Source organism: Stenotrophomonas sp. GD03680 (genome assembly GCF_029844625.1).
Classification (GTDB): domain Bacteria; phylum Pseudomonadota; class Gammaproteobacteria; order Xanthomonadales; family Xanthomonadaceae; genus Stenotrophomonas; species Stenotrophomonas maltophilia_P.
The window spans coordinates 82,783-93,955 of sequence record NZ_JAOCKC010000010.1 but is presented as its reverse complement, the minus strand read 5'-3'; the positions used below and the strand labels follow the sequence as shown (position 1 = coordinate 93,955).

Sequence of the window (11,173 nt, the reverse complement as noted above, 5' to 3'; positions counted from 1 at the left end):
AGGCGGGGTGGGTCAGGTTGTGGGGGTGTCCGCGGCATGGATGCCGCGGCCAAGCCCCCAGGGATGGGTTCACGGCGTCCCCCACAACCTGACCCACCCCGCCTTCGACCGTTTCCTGCGATCTGTCGGAACGGCTCTTGGGGTCAGATCCGTTTTCCTGTGGAAAACGGATCTGACCCTGGCTTGGATCTCGAGATCTGAGAGATTTCATCCACGCACGGCGTGGATCTAGTGGCCACCGGCCAACTGTCGAAGGCGGGGCACTGTGGGTTCGCGGGGTGTGAGCCGCATGGATGCGGCGACCAAGCCTCCATGGACGGATTCACGGCGCCCCCGCGAACCCACAGTGCCCCGCCATCCCGCGGAGTGCCCGCTCTTGCTTTGGCTCTGGCCTCTGCGGGTGCAGGGCGCCGCCCGGCCGAACTACAATCCCGCTCATGCTGAAATTCTCGAACACCCTTCGCCGGTGGCCCCGATGAGCGGCCGTGGAGGCAATGACGGCCAGGTTCGCATCATCGGCGGGCGCTGGCGCAATACCCGCCTGCCGGTGCCGAACCTGCCGGGCCTGCGGCCCAGCAGTGACCGTGTGCGCGAGACCCTGTTCAACTGGCTGATGCCCCGACTGGCCGGGGCCCGCGTGCTGGACCTGTTTGCCGGCAGCGGCGCGCTGGGCCTGGAAGCCGTCTCGCGCGGCGCCGCTCACGCCACCCTGGTCGAGCGCGATGCCCAGCTCGGCCGCAATCTGTCGGCCGCCGTCGCCAAGCTGCAGGCCAGCGCGCAGATCACCGTGGTCCAGGCCGATGCCCTGCGCTGGCTGCAGGGCGCGCCCGCGCAGCAGGCGGATCTGGTGTTCATCGACCCGCCGTTCGCCGATGGCCTCTGGCAGGATGTGCTGGCCCAGCTGCCGCGCCATCTGGCAGCCGACGCCTGGCTCTACCTGGAGTCGCCGGCCGGTCACGTCCCGGTGCTGCCGCCGGACTGGCTGCTGCACCGCGAGGGCGGCACCCGTGAGGTGCGCTTTGCCCTGTACCGCCGCGCCGCTGCTACACTTTGACTTCATCTGAACATCTGCAACCGCCCATGACCGTGGCCAACCGCCGCATTGCCGTCTACCCCGGCACGTTCGATCCGATCACCAACGGTCATATCGACCTGGTGAACCGGGCCGCGCCGCTGTTTGAAAAGGTCGTGGTCGGCGTGGCGCAGAGCCCGTCCAAGGGGCCGACCCTGCCGCTGGAACTGCGCGTGCAGCTGGCCCGGGATGCCCTGGGCCACCATGGCAACGTCGAGGTCTGCGGGTTCGATACCCTGCTGGCCCATTTCGTACGCTCCGTCCAGGGCGGGGTCCTGCTGCGCGGCCTGCGCGCGGTGTCGGACTTTGAATACGAGTTCCAGATGGCGAGCATGAACCGCCACCTGATCCCGGAAGTCGAGACCCTGTTCCTGACGCCGGCCGAGCAGCACAGCTTCATTTCGTCTTCGCTGGTCCGCGAGATCGCGCGCCTGGGCGGCGACGTGTCCGGCTTCGTGCCGGCCGCGGTGCTGGAAGCCCTGCGCAGGGTCCGCGAGGCGAAATCGACCCAGTCATAAGCCCCGCCGTACCCGCACCCCTTACGTACAACACCACGCACCATTCCGGGAGGAAACCATGAACACCACCATGCGCGCGATGCTGATCGCCTCGTTGGCCCTGGCCTTCACCGCCTGCAAGAAGGAAGAGGCCGCTCCGGTCGACGAAGCCAAGCAGGCGCTGGTCGCCCCGTCCAAGGACGACGACGCAGGCTGGAAGAAGTACCTGCAGGAAGTCGCCATCCAGAACATGGGCAATATCTCCAACAGCCCGTTCCTGTACTACCTCTCGCCGGAATCGGACCCGGACTTCCAGGCCAAGTACGAGCGCCAGACCGAGAGCGCGACCCAGGCCGTGGCCCGTGGCGTGCAGCCGGGCAACATGCTGGCCTTCGGTTCGTCGGCCTCGGGCAAGATGGCGGACATGATCCAGGCCGTGTTCAAGGACGTGTCGCCGGATTCGATGAAGGGCGTGCGCGTCGTCTTCATCGGCCAGTCGGCCGACAACGCCCGCGTGCAGGCGGCCGTGCAGCCGACCGGTGCCGAGTACATTTTCGTCGAAGCCAAGTAAGACCGAGCCGTGGCGGCCACGTTGCAACGTGGCCCGGGTGGCGCCTGTAGCGGGCGCCACCGATGACCTGACCGGCCCGCGCGCCCGCGCTGGCCGGTCCTTTGTCCCAAGGCGCGGGCGAGGAGTATCGCCATGTCGCTGAAAATCAATGAGCTCTGCGTCAACTGCGACGTCTGCGAGCCGGCCTGCCCGAACCAGGCCATTGCGATGGGTGAAACCATCTACGTGATCGACCCCGCCCGTTGTACCGAGTGCGTGGGCCATTTCGACGAGCCACAGTGCGTGGTCGTCTGCCCGGTCGAATGCATCGATCCGGACCCGGAGATCGTGGAAACGGAAGACCAGCTGCTGGCCAAACTGCGCCGGCTGCAGCACGATCATCCCGAACTCTACGCGGAGCCCCCATCCGAATGAAGACGCTGCTCGTCCGTCCCGTACTGCTGCTCGGCCTGTTGCTGAGCCCGCTTGCCTGGGCCGATGCGCCGGCCCGTGCCGAACGTCCCGATGGCGCTGCGATTGCCAGCGGCCACGCGCTGGCCACCCAGGCCGGCGTGGACATCCTTGCGCAGGGAGGCAACGCGTTCGACGCCGCAGTGGCGGTGTCCTCGACGCTGGCGGTGGTCGAGCCGATCAGTTCCGGCCTGGGCGGTGGCGGCTTCTTCCTGCTGCATGACGCGGCCACCGGCAAGGACGTGATGCTGGATGCGCGCGAGACCGCGCCGGCCGCCGCCACGCCGCAGGCCTTCCTCGACGGGAAGGGCAACCTGGACCGCGACCGCTCGGTCAACGGCGCCTGGTCGGCGGGTATCCCTGGCCTGCCTGCGGCGCTGGTGGAGCTTTCGGCCCGGCACGGCAGGCTGCCCCTGGCGGTTTCGCTGCAACCGGCCATCCGCATCGCCCGCGATGGCTTCCCGGTGTACGAGCGGATGGCCAAGGGCTATGCCTCGCGCCGCGAGGTGATGGAGCGGTACCCCGGGACCCGCGAGGTGTACCTGCGCAACGGCAGGCCGATCGCCACCGGTGATGTGTTCCGGCAGCCGGAACTGGCGCAGACACTGGAGCGGCTGGCGGCGGGTGGCTTCGATGGCTTCTACAAGGGCCAGACCGGCAAGCTGCTGCTGGCCGGGGTGAAGCAGGCCGGTGGCCGCTGGACCGCCGAGGAGCTGGCCGGCTACCGGGTGAAGCAGCGCGAGCCGATCGTCTTCGACTACAACGGCTGGAAGATCACCACGGCGCCGCCGCCGTCGTCCGGTGGCATCGCCCTGGCCAGCATGCTGCAGATCCTCGAAGGCTGGGACATCAAGCAGATGGATCCGGCGCACCGCGCCCATCTGGTAGTCGAATCGATGCGGCGCGCCTACCGCGACCGCACGTTCTTCCTGGGCGATCCGGACTTCGTGCAGATCCCGCAGAAAGTGCTGACCAGCAAGGATTACGCGCAGGGCCTGCGTGCCACCATCCATCCGGAGAAGGCCACGCCCAGCGACCTGCTGTCGGGCAATCCGACGCCACTGGAGGACGACGAGACCACCCATTTCTCGATCATCGACCGTGATGGCAACCGCGTCGGCGCCACCCAGACCGTCAACCTGCTGTACGGCTCGGGCCTGATACCCAAGGGCACCGGTGTGCTGCTGAACAACGAGATGGACGATTTCGCGCTGAAGCCGGGCACGCCCAATGCGTTCGGCGTGATGGGCTACGAGGCCAACGCACCGAAGCCGGGCAAGCGCATGCTCAGCTCGATGACGCCGACCTTCATGGAGAACGACGACAAGGTCGTGGTGCTGGGCACCCCCGGCGGCAGCCGCATCATCACCATGGTGCTGCTGGGCATCCTTGGTTACGACGCCGGCCTGGACGCGCAGCAGGTCGCGGCGCTGCCACGCTACCACCACCAGTGGCTGCCGGACCTGATCGAGGCCGAAGACAACGCGTTCGACGCGGCCACCGTCAAGCAACTGCAGGCGATGGGCCACAAGATCGATCTGCCGGGGAATGTCGCCGCCGGTGGCCGCGGCTCCAGCCACGTCTGGGGCAATCTGCAGACGGTGGAATGGGATCGCAGGAGCAACCGGTTGTTCGGCGGCAGCGATCCGCGCAACCCGGTCGGCAGCGCCCAGGTGGTGCCCGGCAGGTAACGGCCGGGCTCGCCGGGTCCCATCCGGCCGACGGTGAACCGCAGCGCCCTGCCCGCAACGGCAGGGCGCTGCAGTTTCGTTCTAGCGATTATTTAACGGCCTGCCGACGATAATCGGCGCATGAAACTCTGGTCGATTCGTGGTAACTCGCAGCGCCTCGACGGCGGTGCGATGTTCGGCAACGCACCCCGTGCGTTGTGGGAAAAATGGGCGGCACCGGATGAGCTGAACCGTATCGAGCTGGCATGCCGCGCGCTGTTGGCCAGCCCGCTGGAAGGCAAGACGGTCCTGTTTGAAACCGGCATCGGCGCGTTCTTCGATCCGCGCATGCGCGAGCGCTATGGCGTGCAGGAAAGCCAGCATGTGCTGATCGATTCGCTGCGTGAGGCGGGCTTCGAACACGAGGACATCGACGTGGTGGTCCTCAGCCACCTGCACTTCGACCACGCCGGCGGCCTGCTGGCAGCATGGAGCGAGGGGCGCGAGCCCGAACTGCTGTTTCCCAATGCCACCTATGTGGTCGGTGCACAGCACTGGCAGCGCGCACTTCAGCCGCACCCGCGCGACCGCGCCAGTTTCATCCCGGAGCTGCCCGGGCTGCTGCAGGCCAGTGGGCGCCTGGAAGTGGTCGACGGCGAGTTCTCCCGGGCGCTGGGGAGCAGCGTGCGTTTCAGCTACAGCGATGGGCATACGCCGGGGCTGATGCTGGCCGAGATCGTCGGCCATGGGCATGCAGGCGAGGTCGCGCGCGGTGGCGTGGTGTTCTGCGCTGATCTGATTCCGGGGCGCTCGTGGGTGCACGTGCCGATCACCATGGGATATGACCGCAACGCGGAACTGCTGATCGACGAGAAGCGGCAGTTCCTGGAGGACAAGCTGGCGCGCAACGTGCATCTGTTCTTTACCCACGACCCGCAGGTCGCACTGGCCCAGCTGGGGCGCGACGACAAGGGGCGTTTCGTGACCCTGCACGAGCAGGGTGAACTGAAGGCGCGCGCGCTGGGGTGAGTGCCGGGGTCGGAGCCCTTTCTGCGAAAGGGATCTGACCCCGTCGCACCGGTCAGCCGACGCGGGTGCCGAAGATGCGGTCGCCCGCGTCGCCGAGGCCCGGCAGGATGTAGCCCTTTTCGTTGAGCTGGGCGTCGATTGCCGCCGTGTAGATCTCCACATCCGGATGCGCTGCCTTGACCGCGTCGATGCCCTCCGGAGCGGCGACCAGGAAAATGCCCTTGATGCGTCGCGCACCGGCCCGCTTGAGCATGTCGATGGTGGCGATCAGGGTGCCGCCCGTGGCCAGCATCGGATCCAGGATCAGCGCATCGCGCTCTTCCAGGCGCCCGGTGAGGCGCTCGAAGTACGGCACCGGCTGCAGGGTTTCCTCATCGCGCTGCAGGCCGACCACACTCACGCGGGCGGCAGGGATCAGCGACAGTACGCCGCTGAGCATGCCCAGGCCGGCCCGCAGGATCGGCACCACGGTGATCTTGGCGCCAGCGATGCGCTGCACGGTCACCGGACCGGCCCAGCCGGGCAGGGTGTGCGGCTCGGTGTCCAGGTCAGCGGTGGCCTCATAGGCCAGCAGCGTGCCCAGCTCGTTGGCCAGTTCGCGGAAATCCTTGGTGCTGAGCGCGGCGTTGCGCATCAGGCCGATCTTGTGCTGCACCAGCGGGTGGCGCACTTCGACGATCTTCATGGTCGGAAAAGGGGGAAGGGAGAGGCGATCATTCTGCCGGATCGGGGTGCGGAACCCCAAACGGAGCGCAGCCAGCGGGCGCGGATCGAGGGCGTCTGTCATGGCCATGCAACCTTGCGGACATACCGTCCAGACCCATTCTTAACAGGAATGGGGATTCCCAGTGCATATCAAGACTCCGTTGGCCGTTGCCATCACGCTGACCCTGGCGATGGGGGCCAGCGCTCCGCTGCAGGCCGCCGCGCAGCAGACGGTCGCCGCCACGGGGGCAGCGGCGGTCGATGCGATCGACCTGGACCGCGTCGAGGTGCGTGCGCAGCTCGAATCGCAGATCCGCGCGGTCGATCTGAAGCGCAGCAGCGACGCGATCGAAGACGCCGTGTCTTCCGACGCCCTTGGCCAGTATCCGGACAAGAACGTGGCCGAATCGCTGCAGCGTCTACCCGGCATCAGCGTCACCCGCGACCAGGGCGAAGGCCGTTTCGTGGTCATCCGGGGCCTGGACGCCAACCTCAACAGCGTCAGCGTCGATGGAATCGCCGTGGGTACGCCGGAGGACTCCAGCCGCGCTGCACCGCTGGATGTCATTCCCTCCGACTCCACCGAGCGGCTGCGCGTGGTCAAGTCGCCAACGCCGGACATGCCCGGCGACGCGATCGGCGGTGCGGTCCTGGTCGAATCGGCCTCGGCATTCGATCGCGACGGGCGCAGCCTGCGTGCCAAGATCGAGGGCAGCCACCAGCAGCTCTCGGGCGAAACCAGCCCGAAGGCCGCCTTCAACTACAGCGAAGTGTTCGCCGATACGTTCGGCATCGCGCTGGGCGTGAACTACCAGAAGCGCAGGTTTGAATCGGACAACACCGAAGTGGAGTACGACGGCGAGGATGATGCTGCACCGGGGGATGTCACCGCGATCAACCTGCAGCACCGCAAGTACGAGATCGAGCGCAAGCGCATCGGCGCCAACCTCAACCTGGACTGGCGCCCGAATGAAGACAGCAAGTACTACCTGCGCACGTTGTACAGCCAGTTCGACGATGCCGAGACCCGCCAGCGGGTGATCTTCAATTTCGACGATGCCGACATGGTGCGCACCGGCACCGACCAGTACCGGCTGGATGACATGCCGGGCGATGCGATCGACAAGCGCATGCGTTACCGCACCAAGAAAGAGAACACCTTCGCAGCCAGCCTCGGTGGCGAGAACCGGCTGACCAGCGCGGTGGTCGATTACCGTATCGGCTACACCCGCACCGAGGAGCGGGTGAACGACGAGATGGAGGCGCGGTTCACACTGGATGGTGATGACTTCAACGGCACCCTGGACCAGCGCAGCCGGCTGCCGACCTACAGTTTCGACAACCCGCAGTGGCTGGACAACGGCAACTACGCCTTCGACCGCATCGTGCTTTCGCCCAAGCAGGTCAACGACAAGGAGCACAGCGCGCAGGTCAACGTACGCTTCGACGGCGACAGCAGCAGCCTGAAGTTCGGCCTGCTGGGCCGCTGGCGCGACCGCGATGTCAATACCGACGAGCGTGAGCTGCGGGTGGGCCCGAAGGTGGCACTGTCGAGCTGGACCACGTCGGCCCCCGAGCATCGCCATGGCAACCTGGGCGATGGCATGGATTCGGCGGCGATGCGGGCCTACTGGGCGGCCAATGGCAGCCAGTACAGCGCCCGGCCGCAGGATGCCGGCGCCAATGCCCTGGCATCGCTGGAAGAGGACTATGTGGCCAGCGAAGACATCTTCGCCAGCTATGCGATGGGGACCTGGGATATCGGCGCGCTGCGCATCATCGGCGGCGCACGCGTGGAGAACACCCGTTTCAAGGCGGTGGGCAACCAGGTCGAGGTGTCGGCCAACGGGCGCAGCTTCACCGTCACCCCGCGCGTGGCCAACAACAGCTACACCAATGTGCTGCCGGGCCTGCATCTGCGCTACGACGCAGCCGATGACTGGGTGCTGCGCGCCTCGGCCAACAAGACCGTCTCGCGCCCGTCCTTCGGCGACGTTTCGCCCCGTGTGGGCTACAGCCGCGGCGACGAGGAAGTGCGGCTGGGCAATCCCGAGCTGGATCCGTACGAGTCGAAGAACATCGACCTGTCGGTGGAAAAGTACATCGGCAGCACCGGCATCGTTTCGCTTGGCCTGTTCCACAAGTCCATCGACGGCTATATCGTGGAAACCGTGCGTACCAATGATCCGGACTACGACGGCTTCGACGTGACCCAGCCGATCAATGGCCGCAAGGCCACGGTACGCGGCGCCGAGTTCAACTGGCAGCAGCAGCTGGCCTTCCTGCCGGCAGGCTTCGACGGTCTTCTGGTCGGGGCCAGCGGCACCTGGCTGGATACCGAATTCGATGCCGGCATCGCGGACCGTGCCGGCGAGGACTTCACGCTGCCGCGTGCCTCCAAGCACGTGTACAGCGCGCACGTCGGCTACGAGAAATATGGCCTGAGCACCCGCCTGGCTGCGGTGTACCGCAGCGAATATCTGGACAGCATCGGCAAGGGCCGTGCATTCGACATCTACGTGGCACCCAACACGCAGCTCGACTTCTCGCTGGATTATCGCTTCAGCCCGCGCGTCAGCCTGTACTTCGAGGCGCAGAACCTGCTGGACAAGCCGTTGGAGCTGTACCAGGGCACGCGCTCGCGCACGCTGCAGATGGAAGAATATGGCCGCACCTACGCGCTGGGCCTGAAGGTGGCGCTGTGATGGGGCGGCACATTCCGGGGCTCGTGGCAGCGATCGCAACCGCGCTGGTCGTGGGCTGCACGCCAGCGGCCGACCGTGCGCCGGCAGCACATGCGGCGTCGCCGACGCCTCCGGCGCGCACGGTGGCCACCGTTGCCGAGGCGTTCGTGTCGCCACTCACGCCCGCCGACAACATCGATTCGCCCGCAACCTGGCGCACGCCGAACGGGCAGATCTGGCTGATCGCCACCGCCAAGGCCACCGACAAACTGGTGGTGTATGACGGCAGCACCGGCCGTCACCTGCGCGACGTCGGTGCCACCGGTACCGGCCTGGGACAGTTCGATCGCCCCAATGGCATCGCCGTGACCGACGACCTGTTGTGGATCGTGGAACGCGACAATCACCGGGTCCAGGTCCTGTCCCTGCCGGACTTCACACCGCTGGCGACGTTCGCTGCCGAAGATCTGCGCAAACCCTACGGGCTGTGGGTCGATCGCAGGGCGGACGGCTACAGCGTCTACGTCACGGACTCTTGGGACAACGGCGAGGACGCACAGGGCCGCGACATCCTGCCGCCGCTGGCGGAACTGGACAAGCGCGTGCGCCAGTACCACGTTTCCCGCGACGGCGCGAAGATCGACGCGAATCGCATCGCCGACATCGGCGACACCAGTGAGGCCGGTGCGCTGCGCGTGGTCGAATCGATCTGGGGCGATCCGGACAACGACCGTCTGCTGATTGCCGAAGAGGATGAGAGCTACGCCAGCGAGTTCAAGGTCTATACGCTGGCAGGCCGCTTCACCGGCACCACCTTCGGCCGTGACGTGTTCAAGGCGCAGGCCGAAGGGGTGACCCTGCGGACCTGCGGCAAGGACGGCTGGTGGATCACCACCGAGCAGGGCAAGCAGCGCAGCGTGTTCCATCTGTTCGATCGGCACACGCTGAAGCCGGTCGGTGCCTTCCAGGGCAATACCGTGGCCAACACCGATGGCATCTGGCTGATGCAGCAGCCCAGCACGCGGTTCCCGCACGGTGCGCTGTATGCGGTGCATGACGATCAGGGCGTGGTCGCCTTTGACTGGGAAAGCGTTGCCAGGCAGTTGGCGCTGCCGCTGGAGTGTGGCGCATGAGGCGGCACAGCACGCGCGCGTTCGTCGCCAGCCTGCTGCTGGCCCTGCCTCTGCTGGTCACCGCGGCGGTCGAACCCAACACGCAGGTGCCTGCGGGTAGCCGCCACTATGCGGCATCGCCACTGCCGGATCGCATCGTTGCCTCGCCCTCGGCCGACCCCAGCCACGGATTCGCCGTGGCCTGGCGCACGGATGGCAGCGTACAGGCGCCACTGCTGGAGATCGCGCGTGCCGGCGATTCGCCGGCCATCGAAGGCATTCGCGCGCTGCGCGCGACCACGCAGGCGCTGCAGACCGAGAACGGCCTGTCGCACCATCACCGCGTTGACATCGATGGCCTGCAGCCGGATACCGCATACATCTACCGTGTGCAGGGCAGGGCAGGCTGGAGTGCATGGAACCAGCTGCGCACGCTGGCGGCCGCCGGGCAGCCGCTGACGCTGCTGTACTTCGGCGATACCCAGAACAAGAATCTCAGTCACGTCAGCCGAGTGATCCGGGCCGCGCAGAAGGCGGCACCGGACGCTCGCCTGAGCCTGTTCGCGGGTGACCTGGTCAGCGGCGGCGACGGTGTGGACGACAGTGAATGGGGCGAATGGTTCGCTGCCACCGCCTGGCTGGCGCAGGAAACACTGGTGGCGCCTGCCATCGGCAATCACGAGTATTTCGAGGAGTTCCAGGACACTCCGCAGGAACGCCGTGTGCTGGGCCGGCACTGGCCGGTGACCTTCGCACTGCCGGGCAATGGCGCCCCTGCCGCGCAGCAGACCAGCTACTGGTTCGATGCGCAGGGCGTGCGCGTGGCCGTGCTTGATGGAACCTCGGCACTCGATCTCGGCACCGCCCAGGCCCAGGCACACTGGCTGGACAAGGTGCTGTCCGGCAATCCGCAGCCGTGGACCATCGTAATGCTGCACCAGCCGTTCTACTCGCCGCGCGAAGGCCGCGAGAACGCCGCATTGCGTGACGTGCTGCTGCCGGTGGTGCGTCGTCACCAGGTGGATCTGGTGCTGCAGGGGCACGACCACACCTATGGCCGCCGTGGCGAAGGACAGGCCGCCACACCGCAGTACGTGGTGACCGTGGCGGGACCGAAGCAGTACCGTCTTTCCGATGAAGCCCGAAGGACGATGGCCCCGGTGGCCGAGGACACCCAGCTGTTCCAGGTGCTGCGCATCGATCCGCAGCACCTGCGCTATGAGGCGCGCACGGTGACCGGGCAGCTGTACGATGCTTTCGAGCTGCACCGTGACGCCAGCGGGGGCAAGCAGCGCACGGAGCTGACCGAAGGCCGCATCACGCCACGCGACTGCCCGCGCGCGCAGACTGCCAAGGGTCGCGCCGACCGTTGCTGGGAATAAG

General features: G+C 66.9%; 10 protein-coding genes. 9 read left to right on the top strand and 1 reads right to left on the bottom strand.

The features are described from left to right. Positions 1–475 precede the first annotated feature (475 nt). The 6 genes from rsmD (at position 476) to N5J29_RS12870 (ending at position 5,289) form a co-directional block, all read left to right on the top strand. On the top strand, positions 476–1,054 hold the full coding sequence (gene rsmD / locus N5J29_RS12895) for a 16S rRNA (guanine(966)-N(2))-methyltransferase RsmD (protein ID WP_053517311.1): 579 nt from the start codon (positions 476–478) through the stop codon (positions 1,052–1,054). Between the two features lie 26 nt (positions 1,055–1,080). Beyond that, positions 1,081–1,590: a pantetheine-phosphate adenylyltransferase gene (gene coaD / locus N5J29_RS12890; RefSeq protein WP_053517312.1), complete on the top strand. Its 510-nt coding sequence runs from the start codon at positions 1,081–1,083 to the stop codon at positions 1,588–1,590. Between the two features lie 58 nt (positions 1,591–1,648). After that, positions 1,649–2,140, top strand: coding sequence for a hypothetical protein (locus N5J29_RS12885; RefSeq protein WP_053517314.1), 492 nt, complete (start codon positions 1,649–1,651; stop codon positions 2,138–2,140). 132 nt (positions 2,141–2,272) lie between these two features. Beyond that, positions 2,273–2,554 carry a YfhL family 4Fe-4S dicluster ferredoxin gene (locus tag N5J29_RS12880; protein ID WP_053517316.1) on the top strand — a complete coding sequence of 94 codons (282 nt, stop codon included), beginning with the start codon at positions 2,273–2,275 and terminating at the stop codon, positions 2,552–2,554. Next, complete coding sequence (gene ggt / locus N5J29_RS12875) at positions 2,551–4,281, top strand: gamma-glutamyltransferase (protein ID WP_164152980.1); 1,731 nt, start codon at positions 2,551–2,553, stop codon at positions 4,279–4,281. The genes N5J29_RS12880 and ggt overlap by 4 nt, the downstream gene beginning before the upstream one ends. A gap of 120 nt (positions 4,282–4,401) precedes the next feature. Then, on the top strand, positions 4,402–5,289 hold the full coding sequence (locus N5J29_RS12870; protein ID WP_053517318.1) for an MBL fold metallo-hydrolase: 888 nt from the start codon (positions 4,402–4,404) through the stop codon (positions 5,287–5,289). A 52-nt stretch (positions 5,290–5,341) separates the two neighbouring features. On the opposite strand, the gene upp is transcribed toward N5J29_RS12870, so the two are convergent. Further along, entirely contained in the window at positions 5,342–5,974 is a 633-nt protein-coding gene (gene upp, locus N5J29_RS12865) for a uracil phosphoribosyltransferase (RefSeq protein ID WP_053517320.1), read from the bottom strand. Positions 5,975–6,137: 163 nt separating this feature from the next. Here upp and N5J29_RS12860 point away from each other — a divergent pair, with 163 nt between their 5' ends. From N5J29_RS12860 to N5J29_RS12850, 3 genes are read left to right on the top strand one after another with little or no spacing between them, the layout of a single operon-like run. Next, positions 6,138–8,699 carry a TonB-dependent receptor gene (locus N5J29_RS12860; RefSeq protein ID WP_164152979.1) on the top strand — a complete coding sequence of 854 codons (2,562 nt, stop codon included), beginning with the start codon at positions 6,138–6,140 and terminating at the stop codon, positions 8,697–8,699. Beyond that, entirely contained in the window at positions 8,699–9,811 is a 1,113-nt protein-coding gene (locus N5J29_RS12855; protein WP_164152978.1) for a phytase, read from the top strand. The genes N5J29_RS12860 and N5J29_RS12855 overlap by 1 nt, the downstream gene beginning before the upstream one ends. After that, positions 9,808–11,172: a metallophosphoesterase family protein gene (locus N5J29_RS12850; RefSeq protein WP_164152977.1), complete on the top strand. Its 1,365-nt coding sequence runs from the start codon at positions 9,808–9,810 to the stop codon at positions 11,170–11,172. The genes N5J29_RS12855 and N5J29_RS12850 overlap by 4 nt, the downstream gene beginning before the upstream one ends. Position 11,173 lies beyond the last annotated feature (1 nt).

Bases quoted from the DNA above. Each gene is read 5' to 3' on its own strand.
- coaD (WP_053517312.1), top strand. From the start codon at position 1,081: ATGACCGTGGCCAACCGCCGCATTGCCGTCTACCCCGGCACGTTCGAT.
- N5J29_RS12880 (WP_053517316.1), top strand. From the start codon at position 2,273: ATGTCGCTGAAAATCAATGAGCTCTGCGTCAACTGCGACGTCTGCGAG.
- rsmD (WP_053517311.1), top strand. From the start codon at position 476: ATGAGCGGCCGTGGAGGCAATGACGGCCAGGTTCGCATCATCGGCGGG.
- N5J29_RS12870 (WP_053517318.1), top strand. From the start codon at position 4,402: ATGAAACTCTGGTCGATTCGTGGTAACTCGCAGCGCCTCGACGGCGGT.
- ggt (WP_164152980.1), top strand. From the start codon at position 2,551: ATGAAGACGCTGCTCGTCCGTCCCGTACTGCTGCTCGGCCTGTTGCTG.
- N5J29_RS12850 (WP_164152977.1), top strand. From the start codon at position 9,808: ATGAGGCGGCACAGCACGCGCGCGTTCGTCGCCAGCCTGCTGCTGGCC.
- N5J29_RS12885 (WP_053517314.1), top strand. From the start codon at position 1,649: ATGAACACCACCATGCGCGCGATGCTGATCGCCTCGTTGGCCCTGGCC.
- N5J29_RS12855 (WP_164152978.1), top strand. From the start codon at position 8,699: ATGGGGCGGCACATTCCGGGGCTCGTGGCAGCGATCGCAACCGCGCTG.
- upp (WP_053517320.1), bottom strand. From the start codon at position 5,974: ATGAAGATCGTCGAAGTGCGCCACCCGCTGGTGCAGCACAAGATCGGC.